The organism is Duganella sp. CF458, assembly GCF_900113115.1.
In the GTDB taxonomy this organism is placed as follows: Bacteria; Pseudomonadota; Gammaproteobacteria; order Burkholderiales; family Burkholderiaceae_D; genus Rugamonas.
In genome coordinates, this window is the sequence record NZ_FOOF01000002.1 from 196,827 (window position 1) to 216,206 (window position 19,380).

At 62.6% G+C, this 19,380-nt stretch carries 19 protein-coding genes; 7 read left to right on the forward strand and 12 right to left on the reverse strand.

The annotated features are described in order from the left end of the window. Positions 1-37 precede the first annotated feature (37 nt). Positions 38-739 (forward strand): CPCC family cysteine-rich protein, encoded by a 702-nt coding sequence (locus BM269_RS04135; RefSeq protein WP_090435770.1) that lies wholly within the window; start codon positions 38-40, stop codon positions 737-739. Here the strand turns inward: BM269_RS04135 and BM269_RS04140 are convergent, their stop codons facing one another. Genes BM269_RS04140 through BM269_RS04185 form a run of 10 tightly spaced genes read right to left on the reverse strand, consistent with a single transcriptional unit; the run spans position 740 to position 11,869 of the window. Continuing rightward, a complete protein-coding gene (locus BM269_RS04140) occupies positions 740-1,648 on the reverse strand; it encodes a hydroxymethylglutaryl-CoA lyase (RefSeq protein ID WP_090435771.1) in 909 nt (302 codons plus the stop codon). Between the two features lies 1 nt (position 1,649). Then, positions 1,650-2,585 (reverse strand): 2-hydroxyacid dehydrogenase, encoded by a 936-nt coding sequence (locus tag BM269_RS04145; protein ID WP_090435772.1) that lies wholly within the window; start codon positions 2,583-2,585, stop codon positions 1,650-1,652. Positions 2,586-2,596: 11 nt separating this feature from the next. Beyond that, on the reverse strand, positions 2,597-4,627 hold the full coding sequence (locus tag BM269_RS04150) for an acetyl/propionyl/methylcrotonyl-CoA carboxylase subunit alpha (protein ID WP_090435773.1): 2,031 nt from the start codon (positions 4,625-4,627) through the stop codon (positions 2,597-2,599). 30 nt (positions 4,628-4,657) lie between these two features. Beyond that, on the reverse strand, positions 4,658-5,698 hold the full coding sequence (bioB, locus tag BM269_RS04155) for a biotin synthase BioB (RefSeq protein WP_090435774.1): 1,041 nt from the start codon (positions 5,696-5,698) through the stop codon (positions 4,658-4,660). A 12-nt stretch (positions 5,699-5,710) separates the two neighbouring features. After that, the gene (gene bioD, locus BM269_RS04160) at positions 5,711-6,478 is read right to left on the reverse strand and encodes a dethiobiotin synthase (protein ID WP_090435775.1); all 768 of its coding nucleotides are present in this window, start codon (positions 6,476-6,478) and stop codon (positions 5,711-5,713) included. Position 6,479: 1 nt separating this feature from the next. Next, a complete protein-coding gene (gene bioF, locus BM269_RS04165) occupies positions 6,480-7,664 on the reverse strand; it encodes an 8-amino-7-oxononanoate synthase (RefSeq protein ID WP_090435776.1) in 1,185 nt (394 codons plus the stop codon). Between the two features lie 2 nt (positions 7,665-7,666). Further along, positions 7,667-8,995 carry an adenosylmethionine--8-amino-7-oxononanoate transaminase gene (bioA, locus tag BM269_RS04170; RefSeq protein ID WP_090435777.1) on the reverse strand — a complete coding sequence of 443 codons (1,329 nt, stop codon included), beginning with the start codon at positions 8,993-8,995 and terminating at the stop codon, positions 7,667-7,669. 12 nt (positions 8,996-9,007) lie between these two features. Continuing rightward, the gene (locus BM269_RS04175) at positions 9,008-9,796 is read right to left on the reverse strand and encodes an enoyl-CoA hydratase/isomerase family protein (protein WP_373994379.1); all 789 of its coding nucleotides are present in this window, start codon (positions 9,794-9,796) and stop codon (positions 9,008-9,010) included. A gap of 19 nt (positions 9,797-9,815) precedes the next feature. Beyond that, complete coding sequence (locus BM269_RS04180; RefSeq protein ID WP_090435779.1) at positions 9,816-11,423, reverse strand: carboxyl transferase domain-containing protein; 1,608 nt, start codon at positions 11,421-11,423, stop codon at positions 9,816-9,818. 17 nt (positions 11,424-11,440) lie between these two features. Next, positions 11,441-11,869 carry a YchJ family protein gene (locus BM269_RS04185; RefSeq protein WP_090435978.1) on the reverse strand — a complete coding sequence of 143 codons (429 nt, stop codon included), beginning with the start codon at positions 11,867-11,869 and terminating at the stop codon, positions 11,441-11,443. Between the two features lie 94 nt (positions 11,870-11,963). Here BM269_RS04185 and BM269_RS04190 point away from each other — a divergent pair, with 94 nt between their 5' ends. The 3 genes from BM269_RS04190 to BM269_RS04200 all read left to right on the forward strand — a co-directional run bounded on the left by BM269_RS04190 (position 11,964) and on the right by BM269_RS04200 (position 13,571). Beyond that, entirely contained in the window at positions 11,964-12,434 is a 471-nt protein-coding gene (locus tag BM269_RS04190) for a hypothetical protein (RefSeq protein ID WP_139232660.1), read from the forward strand. A gap of 160 nt (positions 12,435-12,594) precedes the next feature. Beyond that, positions 12,595-13,005 carry a PEP-CTERM sorting domain-containing protein gene (locus BM269_RS04195; protein WP_139232661.1) on the forward strand — a complete coding sequence of 137 codons (411 nt, stop codon included), beginning with the start codon at positions 12,595-12,597 and terminating at the stop codon, positions 13,003-13,005. A 35-nt stretch (positions 13,006-13,040) separates the two neighbouring features. Then, complete coding sequence (locus BM269_RS04200) at positions 13,041-13,571, forward strand: RNA 2'-phosphotransferase (protein WP_090435782.1); 531 nt, start codon at positions 13,041-13,043, stop codon at positions 13,569-13,571. On the opposite strand, the gene BM269_RS04205 is transcribed toward BM269_RS04200, so the two are convergent. Beyond that, positions 13,568-14,821 (reverse strand): D-amino acid dehydrogenase, encoded by a 1,254-nt coding sequence (locus BM269_RS04205; protein ID WP_090435783.1) that lies wholly within the window; start codon positions 14,819-14,821, stop codon positions 13,568-13,570. The two genes, BM269_RS04200 and BM269_RS04205, sit on opposite strands and share 4 nt — an antisense overlap. 66 nt (positions 14,822-14,887) lie before the next feature. Then, positions 14,888-16,183, reverse strand: a complete 1,296-nt coding sequence (locus BM269_RS04210) for a serine hydrolase domain-containing protein (protein ID WP_090435784.1) — start codon at positions 16,181-16,183, stop codon at positions 14,888-14,890. A gap of 161 nt (positions 16,184-16,344) precedes the next feature. Between BM269_RS04210 and BM269_RS04215 the strand changes: the two genes are divergently transcribed. The 3 genes from BM269_RS04215 to BM269_RS04225 all read left to right on the forward strand — a co-directional run bounded on the left by BM269_RS04215 (position 16,345) and on the right by BM269_RS04225 (position 19,352). After that, positions 16,345-17,085, forward strand: coding sequence for a GntR family transcriptional regulator (locus BM269_RS04215; RefSeq protein WP_055939138.1), 741 nt, complete (start codon positions 16,345-16,347; stop codon positions 17,083-17,085). 79 nt (positions 17,086-17,164) lie between these two features. Then, positions 17,165-18,046, forward strand: a complete 882-nt coding sequence (gene murQ / locus BM269_RS04220; RefSeq protein WP_090435785.1) for an N-acetylmuramic acid 6-phosphate etherase — start codon at positions 17,165-17,167, stop codon at positions 18,044-18,046. Positions 18,047-18,086: 40 nt separating this feature from the next. Then, a complete protein-coding gene (locus tag BM269_RS04225; RefSeq protein ID WP_090435786.1) occupies positions 18,087-19,352 on the forward strand; it encodes an MFS transporter in 1,266 nt (421 codons plus the stop codon). Positions 19,353-19,380: the final 28 nt, after the last annotated feature.

The following is a 19,380-nucleotide window of genomic DNA, read 5'->3' on the forward strand; positions in this document are numbered from 1 at the left end:
GTGCAGGTCTTTTTTTTTCTGCATTAGGATCAGAGCCATGTACACCTGCCCTTGCTGCGGATATGCCACCTTCGCCGGCGCTCCCGGCTCACTTGCAACGTGCCCTGTCTGCGGCTGGCACGACGACCTGCCGCAACTCTACTCCCCCTTCCTCGCCAGCGGCGCAAATGTACACAACCTGGCCGAAGCCCAGGTGCGTCATGTGCAATTCGGCGGCGCGCAAGCTGGCGCTGAACATGTACGCGATCCGCATTGGTTCCCGCTGTGGCAACAGAAAACGGATTTCCCCGACAGCGAGCCGCTCCCCGCTGCCACCACCTACGATCTGTACTACTGGCTGCGCACGCCGCAAGCATCGGTCCCTGAGCAACCGGTCGGCCTGCGCCGCGTGCGCAACCGCATCATCGAATACCTGGAACTGGCCAGCTCATTCGATGCGCAACGGCAGTTGCAGGCCAGCGCACCTGGCATGTCGGCAGCGGACGAAGTGCTGAATCAATGGGAAGACTGGGTTACGCCGGACTGGAAGCAGCATTTCACTGAACCAGTCTTCTCGGCGGAAGAGCGCAACGGCATCGCACAGTTTGCGCGCGTGTGGCGTGAAATCTCGGATGGAGCGCCGCACCCCCTGCCGCGCCTGGAAACGCTGTTCGCAACGCCCAACTGGCAATCGCTGCAGCGCGCGGCGGCCACGCTGCTGGCAGTTTTCCTGCTGCGCGGCCGCTCGGACGAGAACTGATTATCCGGCGCGCTTGGCGGCGATTGCATTGCCCGCGCGGCTGGCGGCCTTGCGGCCGAGGAAGTTGGAGATGAACTGGCCGGCGTCGACCACTTTGTCCAGGTCCACGCCGGTTTCGATGCCGAGGCCATTCATCATGTAGATCACGTCTTCGGTAGCGACGTTGCCGGTAGCGCCCTTGGCATAAGGGCAGCCGCCCAGGCCCGACACGGAGGAGTGGAAGATCTCGATTCCCAGCTCCATCGAGGCGTAGATATTCGCCAGCGCCTGGCCATAGGTATCGTGGAAGTGGCCGGCCAGCGAGTTGGCGCGGAATTCCTTGATTGCGCGCTCCATCACCGCCTGCGTCTTACGCGGGGTCGACACGCCGATGGTATCGGCAATATCGATCTCGTCGCAACCCAGGTCGCGCATGCGGCCCACCACGTAAGCCACGGAGTCGAGCGGCACTTCGCCCTGGTATGGGCAGCCGAACGCCGTGCTGACCGAAGCGCGCAGGCGCAAGCCGGCATCCTTGGCGGCCCGTGCAACCGGCACGAAGCGTTCGATCGATTCAGCGATCGAGCAGTTGATGTTCTTTTGCGAGAACGCTTCCGACGCGGCGCCGAAAATCACGACTTCGTTTGCGCCGGCCGCCAGTGCTGCCTCGAAGCCCTGCATATTTGGAGTCAACGCGGAATAGATCACACCCGGCTTGCGGCTGATGCCGGCCATGACTTCTTTCGAAGTCGCCATCTGCGGCACCCACTTCGGCGATACGAAGGACGCCGCTTCGATATTCGGGAAGCCCGCCTCCGTCAGGCGGTTCACCAGCTCGATCTTCACGTCGGCCGGCACCTCGCCCTTTTCGTTCTGCAGGCCGTCGCGCGGGCCCACTTCAACAATCTTGACCTTCTTTGGCAAACTCATTTCAGTATCCCTTTGTGCGATTGATTACATCGGCGACTTCCTCGCCGCGTGCATGCTGGCGCATCTTGCCAACCATCTGCTCAAGGCTTTCACGCCGCAGCGTCAGTGCGGAAATATGCGGCGTGATCGTGATGCGCGGTTCCATCCAGAACGGATGCTGCGCCGGCAGTGGTTCATTGCGGAACACATCCAACGTGGCGCCGGCGATGTGGCTGGATTTAATCAGCGGCAGCAGGTCCGGCTCGGAGATATGCGCACCGCGACCAACGTTGATGATGTATGAGCCTTGCGGCATCTTCATCATGTTCGAGCGGTTAAGAATATGGATGGTTTCTTCGGTCAAGGGCAGCATGCACACCACCACGCGCGATGAGCCGAGGAAGCCGTCCAGTCCGGCCTCGCCGTGGAAGGACTCAACGCCAGCCAGCGACTTCGGGGAACGGCTCCAGGCGCGTAGCGGGAAGCCGAAAGGCTTGAGCGCTTCGATCACATGCGCGCCAAGCGCGCCTACGCCCATCACGCCGACCGAAAAATCGGCCTTGTCGCGCGCTTCCAGCTGCAACCAGGCGCCGGCACGCGCCTGCGTTTCGTATTCGTCGAGTCGGCGGAAGTAACGCAGCACGGCATGCGTGACGTATTCCGCCATCTGGATGCCCATGCCGGCATCATTCAGGCGCACGATCGGGATATGCGGCGGAATCGCGTGCGAATACTTCATGATCGCATCGGCCCCGGCGCCGGTCAGGAAAATCGCCTTGACGCGCGCCAGGTCGGCCAGCATGGATTGCGGCGGTGTCCACAGCACGGCATAGTCGCAGGCCGCAATCTCGCCGACGCCTTCGCGCCATACGACGACTTCCGCCTCCGGCATCAACTCGGCGAAGTCCTTGAGCCACGGCGCGGTATTGCCATCCGCGCGATACAGCAGGATGCGCATTCCGCTTCTCCTTAAGCGGCGGTCTTGAAGGCCAGCAGCGGCGCGCCGTCTGCCACCTGGTCGCCCACCGCGTACAGGATCTCCTCGACCACGCCGTCGTGCGGTGCGGAGATGGTGTGCTCCATCTTCATCGCTTCCATGATGACCAGCGCGTCGCCCTTCTTCACTTGTTTGCCTTTTTCGGCCAGCACCGCTACAACCTTGCCCGGCATCGGCGCGGTCAGGCGGCCGCCTTCGGCCTCGGACTCGCCGGCATGCGCCATCGGGTCGTTATAGTCCAGCACATAATGGCCGCCGCCGGTGAACACGTGGAATGCATCGCCATCGCGGCGCACGGTGCCGTGCACCGAAGTTTCGCCCAGCTTGATGCTCAGGTCCACGCCATCCTGCTTGAACAGCGACAGGTCGACTTCCAGCCCCTTGATCTCGAACTGCCAGCCGTGCGGCAGGTAGGTCAGCATCGGGGTGTACTGCTTGCCATGCTCGTCGCTGAAAGCCAGCTTGCGCGCATAATTGAAGTTCATGCGCCAGCCCAGAGCCTGGCCCCATGGATCGCCTTTATTGGCGCCCGATTGCGCGGCGGACTTGTCTTTTTCTTCTTCGATCAGGGATACCGCAGCCAGGGCCACTGCTGCCACAGGGATCGAGCGCGCCGGTGGGAACAGCGCGTCGTGGTTGCGTTCAATCAGGCCGGTATCCAGGTCGGCGTTGGCGAAGGCATCTCCCTCCACCAGGCGTTTCAGGAAAGCGATGTTGGTCGCCAGGCCCACGATCTGGTATTGCGCCAGCGCTTGCGCCATACGGGCCAGCGCCTGCTTGCGGTCCGCGCCCCATACGATCAGCTTTGCGATCATCGGGTCGTAGAACGGGGAGATCGCGTCGTTCGCGCGCACGCCGGAATCGATACGTACGGGCGATGGATGACCAGGCACGCCGCCCAGCTCGAAGTTCACCGATGCCGGTGTTTCCAGGTGGCGCAGGGTGCCGATCGATGGCAGGAAGCCCTTCTCCGGATTTTCGGCATAGATACGCGCTTCAATCGAGTGGCCGTTGATTGCCAGCTCTTCCTGTTTCTTCGGCAGGGTTTCGCCGGCGGCCACGCGGATCTGCCATTCCACCAGGTCGGTGCCGGTGATCATTTCGGTCACCGGATGTTCCACCTGCAGGCGGGTGTTCATTTCCATGAAGTAGAAGCTGCCGTCCTGGTTGGCGATGAACTCCACCGTGCCGGCGCCGACGTAGCCCACGGCGCGCGCGGCTGCAACGGCGGCTTCGCCCATTGCGGCTCGGCGCTCGGCGCTCATGCCCGGTGCCGGCGCTTCTTCCAGCACTTTCTGGTGGCGGCGCTGCACGGAGCAATCGCGTTCGAACAGGTAGATGCAATTACCGTGCGTATCGGCGAACACCTGGATCTCGATATGGCGCGGGCGCTGCAGGTATTTCTCCGCCAGTACCTTGTCGTCGCCGAAGGAGCTGATCGCTTCGCGTTTGCAGGACGCCAGCGCATCCTTGAACGCTTCCGACGATTCGACCACGCGCATGCCCTTGCCGCCGCCGCCGGCCGAGGCCTTCAGCAGCACCGGATAGCCGATGCGGTCGGCCTGTTCCTGCAGGAAGCCTGCATCCTGATTCTCACCGTGGTAGCCCGGCACCAGTGGCACATTGGCTTTCTCCATCAGCTGCTTGGCGGCCGATTTCGAGCCCATGGCGCGCATGGCGGAAGCCGGCGGGCCGATGAAGGCCAGGCCCACTTCGGCGCAGGCATCCGCGAACTCGGCGTTCTCGGACAGGAAGCCGTAGCCTGGGTGGATCGCTTCCGCACCGGTGGCCAGCGCCACGGCGATCAGCTTGTCGCCGCACAGGTAGGATTCCTTGGCGGCGGCCGGGCCGATGTTCACCGCTTCGTCGCACACGGCGACGTGCTTGGCATTCGCGTCCGCGTCCGAATACACGGCCACGGTCTTGATGCCCAGGCGGCGAGCGGTTGCAGCGACGCGGCAAGCGATCTCGCCACGGTTGGCAATCAGGATTTTCTTGAACATGTCTCTCTCTACTCTTTTTTGGATTTGTTCTTAGCAGCCGCAGGCTTCTTTTTGTACCGAGTCCAGTACCGCACCGCGGGTCGGCAGGCCCAGTTTGGCCAGCAGTGCGCGGTCGTCGTTGGCTTCCGGATTGTCGGTGGTCAGCAGCTTGTCGCCGTAGAAGATCGAGTTGGCGCCGGCCATGAAGCACATGGCTTGCACGGCTTCGCCCAGTTCGCGGCGGCCGGCGGAAAGGCGCACGCGCGCTTTCGGCATGGTGATGCGGGCGATGGCGATGGTGCGCACGAATTCCAGCGGGTCCAGCTTGTCCAGGCCGTGCAGCGGGGTGCCTTCCACCTGCACCAGGTGGTTGACCGGTACCGACTCAGGGTAGGGATTCAGGTTGGCCAGCTGGGCGATCAGGCCTGCGCGCTGTTCGCGCGTTTCGCCCATGCCCACGATGCCGCCGCAGCACACCTTCAGGCCGGCGCTGCGCACGTGGCCCAGGGTGTCCAGGCGATCCTGGTACTGGCGGGTGGAAATCACGTTGTCGTAGAAGTCCGGCGAGGTGTCCAGGTTGTGGTTGTAGTAGTCCAGGCCCGCATCCTTCAGGCGCTGCGCCTGGTCGGCTTCCAGCATGCCCAGGGTGGCGCAGGTCTCCAGGCCCATGGCCTTCACTTCACGCACCATGGTTTCGACTTTTTCCATGTCGCGCTCTTTCGGGCTGCGCCATGCCGCGCCCATGCAGAAACGGGTGGCGCCGTTGTCCTTCGCCTGCTTGGCGGCGTCCAGCACGGTGTCCAGGTCCAGGATCTTCTTGGCTTCCACGCCGGTGTCGTAGCGTGCTGCCTGCGGGCAGTAGCCGCAGTCCTCTTCGCAGCCGCCGGTCTTGATCGAGAGCAGGGTCGCCAGTTCGACGTCGCCGTCCGGCCAGTGGGCGCGGTGGGCTTCCTGTGCGCGGAACATCAAATCGTTGAATGGCAGTTCGTACAGTGCCATCACGTCTTCCAGGGGCCAGGTGGCGGCTTCCGGCAGCTTGATGGCGGCGGTTGGACGGTGCAGTTGGACGGCTTTCGGTTCTTGCAGGGACATGTTCTTCCTCTCTTACTTAGTGCGGCGGCCCGGCCAGTTTGGCAGGGACGTGAAGTTCAGGTATTCGGCAGCGGCGGCGGCAGTCGGTTTTGCCAGTCGCGGAATGCGGCCGAGCAGCGGCGCGGGAATGCGCGCTGCCAATGCGGCGATATTCTCGTCCGCGAAATTCATTTCAAATTCCAGTGTGTTGGCAACCCAGCCTGCCACCTTCAGGCCGCGCGACTCGATCGCTTCCAGGGTCAGCAGCGCGTGGTTGATACAGCCCAGGCGCAGGCCCACCACTAGCACCACCGGCAGCGCAAGCTGTTCGGCCAGGTCGGCGGTATCGAAGTCGTCGGTCAGCGGCACGCGGAAGCCGCCCACGCCTTCCACCACGATGGCATCGGTGGCTGCCGAGATTTCGACGTAGGCTGCCAGGATAGGCACCGGGTCGATCTCGATGCCTTCCAGTGCCGCGGCGATATGCGGTGCAGCCGGCTCTTTCAGCATGAATGGCGTAGTCAGCGATTGGGGCAAGTGCACGTTGCTTGCTTCGATCAACTGGTCGGCATCGTCGTTGTGCAACTGGCCGTTCTTCATCACCGCTCCGGCGGCGACGGGTTTCATGCCGCAGGCGCGCGCTCCATTGCGCACCAGGGAGTACAGCATGGCGGAAGACGTCAGGGTCTTGCCGATTTCGGTGTCGGTGCCCGCCACGAAGCAGGCGAAGCGCGGCGGCAAGCCATCGGCGGCCGCAGCGGCTTGGGGTTCAGGAGCGATGACAGGGTCTTCGAGCGCCATATCAGGTCCTTTCAAGTTCGTTGATTGCGTCGGACAGGCGGCGCACGTCGTCGGCTGTGTGGCCGGCGGACAGCGTAATGCGCAGGCGCGCCGTACCAGCCGGCACAGTCGGCGGGCGGATGCCGCCTACCCAGATGCCTTGTTCGTACAGCGCGGCGGCCAGCCGCATGGTTTCATCGTTCTCGCCAATAATGATTGGCTGGATTGCCGTCTTCGACGGCAGCAGTTGCCAGCGCTTCAGGCGCAGGCTGTCATGCAATTGTGCCACCAGCGATTGCAGGTGGGCGCGGCGCTCGCGGCCTTCTTCGCCGCAGATAATGTCCATGCTCGCTTGCAGCGCGTGCGCCAGCGCCGGCGGCGCGGCGGTGGTGAAGATATACGGGCGGGCGCGCTGGATCAGCGTTTCCACCACCGTGCGGTGTGCGGCCACGAAGGCGCCGCCCACGCCGGCTGCCTTGCCCAGCGTGCCGACATACACCAGGTATGGCGAGCGCATGGCGTAATGCTCCAGCGCACCGCGGCCGTTTTCGCCCAGCGTGCCGAAGCCGTGGGCGTCGTCCACCACCAGCCAGGCATTGTGCTGTTCGCACAGGGCCAGTAGCGCCGGCAGGTCGGCCAGGTCGCCATCCATGCTGAACACCGCGTCGGTGACCACGATCTTGTTGCTGGCGGTGCTGGCGGACAGCAGCGCGCCCAGCGCAGCCACATCGGCGTGCGGGTAGACCGACAGTTTGGTGCGAGCCAGGCGGGCGCCGTCGATCAGCGATGCATGGTTCAGCGCTTCACTGAAGATTTCGGTATTCTTGTCGCCCACGGCCAGGCCGGTCACCACGGCCAGGTTGGCCATGTAGCCGGTACAGAAATACAGTGCCTGCGCCTCAACCAGGTGCGGCGACTGGAACTCCGCGAGGCGCTGCTCCAGCAGGGTGTGCGCGCGGCTATGGCCGCTGACCAGGTGCGCGGCGCCGCTGCCGGTGCCATACAGCTCAACCCCTTGCTGCATCGCTTCGGCCACGCGCGGATGCGCTGCCAGGCCAAGGTAGTCGTTGCTGCAGAAGGCCAGCAGCTCCCGGCCGTCGACCATCATGCGCGGCGCGCAGGCTGTTTCGACCGAGCGCCGTTTGCGGATCAGGTTCCTGTCATCCAGCGCTTGCAGCTGCTGGTTGAGTTTTGCGAGCAGTTCCATGGTCAGTCCACCCGCGTTTTCTCGAATACCGACAGCGTGCGTGCTGCCAGGCCGTGGATTTCCTCGTCGCTGAGGATGTACGGCGGCATCAGGTACACGGTGTTGCCGATCGGGCGCAGCAGCAGTTCCTGCCTGGTGCCCTCGGTGAAGAAGCGGCGCGAGAAGCCCGGCGTTGCGCCGACGGCGTCGAAAGCCCAGATCATGCCGCGGTTGCGGAAGTTCTCGGTGTACTCGTGGTTGGCCAGCGGCGCCAAAGCCTCGGTCAGTTTGCGCGAGCGTGCCTGGTTCGCTTCCAGCACGTGATCTTCGGTGAAGATATCCAGCGTGGCCAGCGCAGCGCGGCAGGCCAGCGGGTTGCCGGTGTACGAGTGCGAGTGCAGGAAGCCGCGCGTCACGTCGGCATCGTAGAAGGCCTGGTAAATCTCGTCGCGCGACAGCACGATCGACAGCGGCAGGTAGCCGCCGCTGATGCCCTTCGACAGGCACAGGAAGTCGGGCCAGATGCCGGCTTGTTCGCAGGCGAAGAAGGTGCCGGTGCGGCCGCAGCCGACGGCGATTTCGTCCAGGATCAGGTGCACGCCGTGCTTGTCGCACAGCTCCCGCACCAGTTTCAGGTAAAGCGGATCGTGCATCGCCATGCCGGTGGCGCATTGCACCAGCGGCTCGATGATGATGGCGGCGATCTTGCCGGCGCGTTCGGTGAACAAGCGCTCAACGTCCGCAGCGGCGCGGCGTGCAACGTCGGCGGCAGTCTCGCCATCGGCCGCCTGGCGCGCATCCGGCGACATCACGGTCTGCGTGGCGCGCAGCAGCGGGCCGTAGGCATCCTTGAACAGCGCCACGTCGGTGACGGCCAGCGCGCCGATGGTTTCGCCGTGGTAGCTGCCTTTCAGGCAGACGAATTCCTGCTTGTCGCCCTGGCCCATATTGCGCCAGGCGTGGAAGCTCATTTTCAACGCGATTTCGACCGCCGACGCGCCATCGGAGGCATAGAAGGCGTGGCCCAGCTTGTGCCGGGTCAGCGCCGCCAGGCGTTCGCTGAGCTGGATCACCGGCTCGTGGGTGAAGCCGGCCAGCATCGCGTGCTCCAGCATGTCCAGCTGCTCGCGCAGCGCCGCGTTGATGCGCGGGTTGGCATGGCCGAACAGGTTCACCCACCAGGAGCTGATCGCATCCAGGTAGCGGTTGCCTTGATGGTCATACAGCCACACGCCGCGGCCATGGCTGACGGGAATCAGCGGTACCGTTTCGTGGTGCTGCATCTGGGTGCACGGGTGCCAGACAGACTTCAGGCTACGTGCTACCCAATCGCTTTGTTGGTTCACTTCCAAAAACTGCTCCGTTCAATTCAGCCAGCCCGGCTTGCGCTTTTCCAGGAAGGAGGTCACGCCTTCGCGGCCCTGCTCGGAAGCGCGGATGTGGGCAATGCGTGCGGCCGTATCGGCCAGCAGCGCATCGTTCACAGGCTTGCCGACGATGTCGCGCACCAGTACTTTGGCTTCCTTCACTGCGTTCGGGCTGTTGGTCACCAGCGCCTTCAGCACTTCCGCCATTTTGGCATCCAGTGCGTCGGCGGCGACCAGTTCGTGCACCATGCCGATGCGGTGTGCTTCGGCGGCGCTGAAACGTTCGGCGGTGAGGAAATAGCGGCGCGAAGCCTGCTCACCCATCGCCTTGATCACATACGGCGAAATGGTCGCGGGGATCAGTCCCAGTTTCACTTCGCTCAGGCAGAAATTCGCTTCCGGCACCGCGACGATGATGTCGCAAGCGGAGACCAGGCCCATGCCGCCCGCATAGCAATCGCCATGCACGCGCGCAATGGTTGGTTTCGGGCACAGGTAGATAGTGCGCAGCATTTGCGCCAGCTGCATGGCGTCGGCCTCATTCTCCTCGTGGGTGTAATGGGCCATCTTCTTCATCCAGTTCAGGTCGCCGCCGGCGCAGAAGGCCGGGCCGTTACCTGCCAGCACAATGGCGCGCACGTCTTCGTTGCGGCCCAGTTCCGAGAAGGCGCGCGCCAGGTCGTTGATCGAATGCTCGTTGAACGCATTGCGCACGTCCGGACGGTTCAGGGTGACGGTGGCGATCTTGTCGTTGATGTCGACGGTCAGGGTGTCAAAATTGGTCAAATGAGTCATCGCCATCTCCTTACATGCGGAACACGCCGAACTTGGTGTCCGGGATTGGCGCGTTGAGCGCGGCGGACAGGCCCAGGCCCAGCACCATGCGGGTGTCGGCCGGATCGATCACGCCGTCGTCCCACAGGCGCGCGGAGGCGTAGTAAGGGTGGCCCTGCACTTCGTACTGCTCCTTGATCGGCTGCTTGAAAGATGCTTCCTCCTCGGCGCTCCAGGTGCCGCCTTTGGCTTCGATGCCGTCGCGCTTCACGGTTGCCAGCACGCCTGCGGCCTGCTCGCCGCCCATCACGGAGATACGGGCGTTAGGCCACATCCACAACATGCGTGGCGAGTAGGCGCGGCCGCACATGCCGTAGTTGCCGGCGCCGAAGGAGCCGCCGATGATCACGGTGAACTTCGGCACCGCGGCGGTAGCGACCGCGGTCACCATCTTGGCGCCGTTGCGGGCGATGCCTTCGTTCTCGTACTTGCGGCCGACCATGAAGCCGGTGATGTTCTGCAGGAACACCAGCGGGATCTTGCGCTGGCAGCACAGTTCGATGAAGTGCGTGCCTTTCAGCGCGGACTCGGAGAACAGGATGCCGTTGTTGGCGATGATGCCGACCTTCATGCCGTAGATGTGGGCGAAACCGCACACCAGGGTGGTGCCGTAGCGTGCCTTGAATTCATCGAATTCGGAACCGTCGACGATGCGCGCGATCACTTCGCGAATATCGAAAGGCTTGCGGGTGTCGACCGGGATCACGCCGTACAGTTCCTCCGGCGCATACTTCGGCTCCACCGCTTCACGCAGCACGCCTTGTTGCGGCTTCTGGCGGTTCAGGTTGGAGACGATGGTGCGCGCCATCGACAGCGCATGCATATCGTCCTGCGCCAGGTGGTCGGCTACGCCGGACAGGCGGGTGTGCACATCGCCGCCGCCCAGGTCTTCAGCGGAGACCACTTCGCCGGTCGCCGCCTTCACCAGAGGAGGGCCGCCCAGGAAGATGGTGCCCTGTTCTTTCACGATGATCGACTCGTCCGACATGGCCGGCACGTAAGCGCCGCCGGCGGTGCAGGAACCCATCACCACGGCGATCTGCGGGATGCCCTTGGCCGACATATTGGCCTGGTTGAAGAAGATGCGGCCGAAGTGGTCGCGGTCCGGGAACACATCGTCCTGGTTCGGCAGGTTGGCGCCCCCCGAGTCCACCAGGTAGATGCACGGCAGGTTGTTCTGCTCGGCGATCTCCTGCGCGCGCAGGTGCTTCTTCACCGTCATCGGGTAGTAAGTGCCGCCTTTCACGGTGGCGTCGTTACACACGATCACGCATTCCTGGCCGTTGACGCGGCCGATGCCGGTGATCACGCCTGCTGCGGGAGCGGCGTTGTCGTACATATCGAAAGCGGCCAGCTGCGAGAACTCGAGGAAGGGAGTGCCGGGATCGAGCAGCATCTGTACCCGGTCGCGTGGCAGCAGCTTGCCGCGTGCCACATGCTTGGCGCTGGCCGCCTCGCCGCCGCCTTGCGCCGCCTTCGCGACCTTGGCGCGCAGGTCGTCGACCAGGGCTTGCATGGCGTTGGCGTTGGCCTTGAAGTCCTCGCTACGCGGATTGAGTTTGCTTTCGATATGCGGCATTGTCTCGTCCTCTTCTCTTATTCTGGAAATTCGCCGTCGACGTAAAACCAGCGCAAGCCACCTTCACCCGGCTCGCGCAGGAAGCGGCTCAGCTCATGCAGACGCTGGCCACGGCCATCCACGCGCAGGCGGGCGACAAACTCGACAAAATCCTCGTTCGGCCGGGCCTTTGCTTTACGTTGACGTAAACGTAAAGCAGATTTTACCTCAAGTCCCAGCCATTGGAGCTTTTCGTCCTGCTGAATAATTGGCGCGGTGGGACGGGTGCTTTCGTGCCAAGTCGATAACAAATACGGCTCGTTCTTCAGCGTATAGGCGGAATAACGGGAGCGCATCAACTGTTCAGCCGATTCCGGCCGGGCTTTCCCTTTGATAAAGGGGCCACAGCAAGTCGCAAAAGAAGGACCGCCGCATGGGCAGCCGACAGGGGTCTTGGATTTGGACATCCCGCCATTATCCGCCATATCGCCGGCTGGCGTGACTTCACAAGGTCCACCGCGGCAATGCCGCCATCCGGGCTGGATCGCTATAATTGCCAAAATGAAAATCCCTGCATCCTTATGTACGTTAACGCTTGCGGTCGCAATGTCATCGCCAGCCTTTGCCTGTCAGCCACCACGCGACATGCCCAGCGACCCGGTAGCGGCGCGTGCTTACTGGGAGCGTGCCCAGACCCAATGGGAAAAAAGCATGATAGCTCGCGCTCGGACACTGGTCGTTGCAACGACGTTGGAGATACCGGGGAGCCCGCCGACTGAACCCGGTACGGAAGTAACTGTCAGGGTCGCGCCGATCAAGCTGCTGCGTGGTTCCTTCGAAAAGAATGAGGTGGGCGGCATGCGCAATCATTTTTGCGATGATTTCAAAGTACGCGTTTCGCACGACAGGCCTTACCTTCTCGCGATGAATCAAGGGGCGATCCTGCTGGCCGTGCCTTTGGAAAAGGGGGACGAGCAAGCAGACGTGCGAGATTTCTTCAAGCGAATTGGTGAATCCAATCCTTGGGAATAAGCGGATCCAGCAGCGGCAAGTAGCGCTATTGGCGCGTCGCCAATCTTTACGCATGGCCCGGTAGCCGCCGGATGGCACTGGATAATCAGGTACTTAGGCACAGGTACAGTTGATGCATCGTCTAGCTTGAAGTTTTCGCCACCCCTCGATGGAGCGCAAAATGAAAGCGGATGCCTTGTTCAAGATTTGTATGCTGGCCTGCTTTGTCCTGACCGGGGGCCAGGCGCTTGCGGATCCGATCATCTCGACCCAGTCCCCCTATACCGTCAACAGTATCCAGTTCAGCTACATGAACTACACCCAGCCGCCGGCGTCCTATTTCAATCGCAGGCCTCCGCCTTTCAGGGGCTTGCCACCACCCTTGACCACGGCAGATCCGCCCGCCAGCACGCCCGGCGCGACCTTGCCTCCGACCCAGCCAGGACTGCCCGGTACGCCGCCGCTTATTGAGCCGCCGGTCCAGGTGCCAGTCGTGGTGGCATTGCCTGAGCCGGGGACGTTCGCATTGCTGGGATTGGGCTTCGCTCTGCTCATCCTGCATTCCCGAAAATTCCGTCCTGCTGCACAGTAAAGAAAGGCGACAGTGCCAAGTGATAACATATCGGCATGAATGAAGTCAGTAAAAGCAAGTTCCTGAGCCTGGTCTTGCGTCATAAACCAGAAGAAATCGGGCTCGTACTGGACCAGAATGGATGGGCATCGATTGACGAATTGATTGCCCTTGCCAACGCCGGCGGGACCAATTTGAGTCGTCCCCTGATTGAGTCCATCGTAAAGAACAGCGACAAGCAGCGATTCGCGATCAGCGCCGATGGCATGAAAATCCGGGCCAACCAAGGCCATTCGGTCGATATCGCGCTCGGGCTGTCACCCCAAATGCCGCCGGAGCAGCTTTATCATGGTACCGCCACGCGTTTCCTGGATTCGATCCGCGCAAGCGGCCTGCATCCGGCCTCGCGCCAGCACGTACATCTGTCGTTGGACATGGAAACAGCCCAAAAAGTGGGCAGCCGGCACGGCAAACCCGTGATCCTGACCGTGGCATCGGGCCAGATGGCACGTGATGGCCACCTCTTCTATCTTTCGGAAAACGGCATCTGGCTGACTGAAGCCGTGCCGGCAGAATATCTGGGCTAGCGTTTGTACGCCAGGCAATCGAGCTCAAACGGCGGCTCTTTGCCGCGCATCAGCGTGGCCAGCAAACTGGCACTGCCGCAGGCAAAAGTAAAGCCGAGGGGGCCGTGGCCAACATTGAGCCACAGGTTGGGGTAAGGCGTGGGACCGATGATCGGGGCGCTGTTGGGCGTGGCCGGACGCAGGCCGGCCCAGGCTTCCGCTTTGTCGTAGTCAGCGGCATTCGGCATCGATTCGCGCGCCAGGCGGGACAGGCTGGCGATGCGGCGGCGGTCGATACGCGTGCTTTCGCCCACCATGTCGACCATGGCGGCGATCCGCAATTCCTTGCCAATCCGGGCGTACAGCGTCTTGCGCTCGAAGTCTGTCACGCTGATATTGGGCGCCACGTGCTCGCTGCGGATCGGCGCGGTCAGGCTGTAGCCTTTCAGCGGATACATGGGCAGGTCGAGATTGGCCGTGGCAGCCAGGTCGCGGCTCTGGATGCCGGCTGCCAGCACATAGTGATCGGCCGACAGCCAGCCGGCGTCGGTCTCAATCGCCGTTACCTTGCCGTTCTCGACGAAGATGGTGCGCGCCGCCGTATGCATGCAGCGCTCGAAGCGGGGGTGGGCATAGATGCGCTTTTCCAGCGCCAGGCAGAAGGCGTAGCAATCGGCCACCGCCTCGCCGGGATTGAAAATGCCGCCAGCCAGCCTGCCCGCCATCTGCGCCAGGGCAGGTTCGATGCGGGCCGTGTCGCGACCCCACAGCACGGCGCGGTTTTCATCGTTATCGGGCTTGTCCAGCGCCGCCCTGAAGGCTTCTTCGCTGCGATAAACCACCAGCTTGCCGGCATTGCGCCAGTTGAACTCCGACAGCGGCAGTTTCAGTTCCAATATCGACAGGGACAGCCGGCTCAATTCGCCGAGCTGAAGCAGCTTGGCGGTCGTGCGGGCATTGGCCTCCGCCTTGCAATTGGCCAGGAATTGCGCCATCCAGCGCCACTGGCGGTAATCGGCCTCGGGACGGAAACGGAACGGGCCGTCGCGCTCAAACAGCCATTGCATGGCCTTCTTCGGCACTCCCTCGTCTGCCAACGGCGAGACATAGCGATAGCTTAGCTGGCCGCCATTGCGATAGCTGGCGGCGCTGGCAACGGTCGGAAAGCGTTCGAGCAGGGTCACGCGGAAGCCTGCCTCCAGCAGCCACCACGCCGACGCCAGGCCGACTACGCCTCCGCCAATCACCACTACATGCCGTGCTCTCGCCATTCAGTCTCCGGATTCCGCAGGTCACAAAGCGCATGTTTCCCTGCGGCAAATTAGACGTATTGTAGTTCAGTCGCCGCGGCCCAGGATGGCGCGTTGGTAAATTGCATCAAGGATCCTTTCCTCGGCACGCGTGTGCGCCGAATGCAGGCCGGGATCGGCATCCGGATCGCTGCCAAAGCCACCGATCAGGGACACGATGCCCTGCTTCTTCTTTAAGTCTACGGCGAAGGTGGCGACCAGGCCATAAGCTTCGCCCAGGTGGCCGACCGCATGGAAGCGGCCATTCTTCGGCATGCCGCCCATATTGCCCCGCACGTCGGCAAAGCGCTGCGTGCCCAGGCCCCAGCTATGGTAGAGCCCCTTCAGTGTCTGGCCATTACTGCCGTTGAAGCGCCACTGCTCACCGAACATCACGGCCAGCGATGCCGGCGCGATCACCTGCTGGCCCTCGTGGCGGCCCTGGTTGATCAGCATGAGCATGATCTTGCCCAGATCGCCGGCCGACAGGCGCAGTCCACCGGTCGGGCTGAATGGCGTGGCATTGGTGCCGATCACGTACTGGTCGAGGCCCGGCGGCTCCTGGGGCGCAAGCACACCGAAGTCGTCGGCCTGTGCAATCCAGGGACCCTTGCTGTCCCAGACTTCCGTGTCACGCGTGCGGCGACGGTACAACGTGGCGGTATCGGCCACCTCCTGCTGGCTGAACCCGGCCGGGTTATAGCCGCCGCGCAGCCCCATCGGTGCCAGCAGCAGGCGCTGCATCAGGCGGTCGAAACGTTCGCCTGTGACACGCTCCATGATGGTACCGATGACAGCCCAGTTCAAGTTGGCATAGGTGAAATACCGGCCAGGTTCGCCATCGCGTGCCCACATTTTGCCTGTCGGGACCAGCACTTCGCGCAAGGCCGTGCCGGCACTCCAGAAGTAGCCGTCGTCGTCGCGCAGCGTAGACGTGTGGCTCAGCAAATGCCGCAGCGTGATCGCGCGGTTCGGGTAATTCGGATTGCGCAATGCAAAGCCAAGGTATTCGCCGGCATCGGTGTCGAGTTTGAGCTTGCCTTCTTCGACCAGCTTCATCACGCCGAAGGCGGTCATCATTTTGGAGATGGATGCAATGCGGAACATGGTCTGCGGCGTGACCGGGGCAGTGACACCGCGACCCGTCGCAGCAAGCCGGCGCAGGCCGAATTGTTGTTGATAAGCCACCTTGCCATCGCGGATCGCCAACACCGACAAGCCCGCCAGCGGATGCTGCGCATCGTTGACGATGGCCGCCAATTCCGTATCGAGCTTGCTGGCCCAGGCGTGGCCGATACTGCCCAACAGTACTGCGCCGACCAGGACGCTCATCCCTTTTTGCATGCATTCTCCTTTTGCAAACAGCATACGGCGCTGTCCATTTGGCCAGCCAATGAAAACTGATTATCTGCCTATAACCCCGGTGTATCGGGCCTTAAAGCTAAATGAAAAGAGCAGCGTGATTTCACTTTCGCTATTACACTAGCAGTTATAGGAGAAATGTAATGAGCCTCACCAGCGTTGAATTCAAACCAGATCAACAAGACAATTCGCCGCTGTACATGCAGATTGCCCGCAAGTTGAGCGACGATGTTCGAAACGGACGTTACCAGGTCGACCAGGCGCTGCCTTCCGAACGCACTCTCTCTGAATTGCTGAACGTTTCGCGCGTGACCGCCCGCAAGGCCATCGACCAGTTGGTGGACCAAGGCCTGGTGGTGCGCCGCCGCGGTTCGGGCAACTACATCGCACCGCGCATTGAGCAACCGCTGTCGAACCTGACCAGCTTCTCGGAACAACTCTCGCAGCGCGGTTACAAGCCGGGCTCGCGCTGGCTCAAGCGCGCTCTGGTGGCGGCCAGTGCCGACGAACAGCTGAGCCTGGGCCTGTCGCCGAATACGCGGGTGGCCCGCCTTGAGCGCCTGCGCCTGGCGGACGATGTCGTGATGGCGTATGAAGTTTCGGTGCTGCCGCAAACCATCGTGCCGAATCCGGAGTTGATCGGCGATTCGCTTTACCAATACCTGGATTCGGTTGGCAAAGGGCCGGCGCGCGCGTTGCAGCACATCCGCGCCATGAATGCTTCGGCCGAGCTGGCGCGCCAGCTGGAAGTGCCGGAGGGCCAGGCCGTATTGTTTATTACCCGTATCGCTTATCTTGAGTCGGGCCAGGCGATCGAGCTCACGCATTCCTACTGCCGCAGCGATCATTACGATTTTGTGGCGGAAATGCGCCGGGCTGCATAAGCCGGGGCATAACTTCGGGACATAAGTCCCGCAAGACCTGGCATGGGCGGGCCGGGCAATTTGGCATTACACTCGTTTTATGCTGAAGACCGAAACGCCCAGCTCCCAACATCGCGAGCTGGACCAATATCCGATAGAGCAGCTGGTCGCCGCTTTTGCCGATGACCAGCTCAGCGCGGTGCAAGCCGTGCGTGCCGCGGTCCCCGCGATTGCCAAAGCAGTCGAAGCAGCCGTGCCCCGCATCGAAGCGGGCGGCCGCCTGCTGTATGTCGGCGCCGGTACCTCCGGCCGGCTCGGCGTACTCGACAGTGTTGAGCTGTATCCCACCTTTTCCTGGCCGCGCGAACGCGCCGTCGCCGTCCTCGCCGGCGGGATGGAAGCCATGTTCAAGGCAGTGGAAGGCGCGGAGGATGACCGCGCACAGGGCGCCCGCGACCTGCTGGCGCTGAACCCGGGCCGCAATGACGTGGTGCTGGCGCTCGCCGCGTCGGGCACCACGCCGTATGTGCTGGGCGCCGTGGACGCCGCGCGCAAAGCCGGCGCGTTGACCATCGGTATCGCCAACAACCCCGCTGCGCCGGTGGCGCAGGAAGCCGAAATCGGCATCACCCTCGACACCGGCCACGAGATCATTTCCGGCAGCACGCGCCTGAAAGCCGGCACTTCGCAGAAGATCGTGCTGAACACGATTTCCAGCGCGATCATGGTGCGCTTGCACAAGGTTTATGGAAACTTGATGGTAGACTTGAAGCCGACCAATGCGAAGCTGTTTGCGCGCACGGTGCGGCTCACCATGCACGCCACCGGTGCCGATGAAGCGGCAGCCCGCACAGCGCTGGAACAGTGCGGCTTCCACGTCAAAGTGGCGGTGGTCGCCCTGTTAAAGAAAACCACGGTGCAGCAGGCGGGAGACTTGCTGGACCAGGCCAGGGGCAGCGTGCGCGGCGCACTCACCATTTGATCCGCTCCTGCGCTCGTCCCGGCCGATAAGAAAGGACGTAATGGATCGAGCGCAGCAACGCAGCCCTTGGGGCTGGGTCCCGACACTGTATTTCAACCAGGGCATTCCCTACTTTGTGGTGATGGCGCTGTCCACCGCCATGTACAAGGATCTTGGCATCTCCAACACGGAGATGGCGTTCTACACCGGCTGGTTGTACCTGCCCTGGGTGATCAAGCCGCTCTGGTCTCCCCTGATCGAGATGTTCGGCACCAAGCGCTCATGGGTCGCCATCCTGCAGATGGTGCTCGGCGTGTCGCTGGCGGCTGTCGCATTTACACTGCCGCTATCGAACTTCTTCCAGCTCAGCCTTGGCGTCATGTGGCTGATGGCATTCAGTTCCGCCACCCACGATATCGCCGCGGACGGCTTCTACATGCTTGGCCTGCGCCAGAAGCAGCAGGCCGAATTCGTCGGCGTGCGCAGCACTTTCTATCGCGCGGCCAACGTGGCCTGCAATGGCGGCCTGTTGTTCCTGGCCGGCGAAATCATCAAGTATCACGGCAACCCCCACATGGCCTGGGCCATCACCTTCGGCGTGACCGGCGCGATCTTCCTGGCGCTGGCGATCTATCATTTCTTCGTGCTGCCGCGGCCGGCCGAAGACCAGCCGGCCGCGCATTCGTCGGCGCCGATGCAGGAATTCTTCGCGACTTTCACGGCCTTCTTCCGCAAGGACGGCATTGTCGTCATCCTGCTGTTCCTGCTGCTGTTCCGCCTCGGCGAATCGCAGCTGCTGAAGATGGTGGTGCCGTTCCTGAAAGACCCGCTGGAAAAAGGCGGCCTTGGACTGAGCACCGCGGACGTGGGCATTGCCTACGGCACCATCGGCATTATCGGTTTGATCCTCGGTGGCCTGGTGGGCGGCTGGCTGATCGGGCGCTTCGGCTTGAAGCGCTGCCTGTGGCCTTTTGCGATTGCGATCCATATCCCGGACCTGATCTTCGTCTACCTGTCGCAGGCGCAGCCCCAGAATTTCGCCTGGATTGCGGCCTGCCTGGCGGTGGAGCAGTTCGGCTATGGCCTCGGCTTCACCTCTTTCATGATGTACATGATCATGATCAGCCAGGGCGAGCACAAGACCGCGCATTATTCCATCTGCACCGGCTTCATGGCGTTGGGGATGATGATTCCGCAGATGGCCAGCGGCGCGATCCAGGAGTACCTCGGCTACCAGCATTTCTTCATTTATGTCTGCACGGCAACGATACCGGCTTTCGTCATGACCGCACTGATCAAGATAGATCCGGACTTTGGCCGGGAATAGGTAGAATACGTTTCCTGCTGAGTGAGGG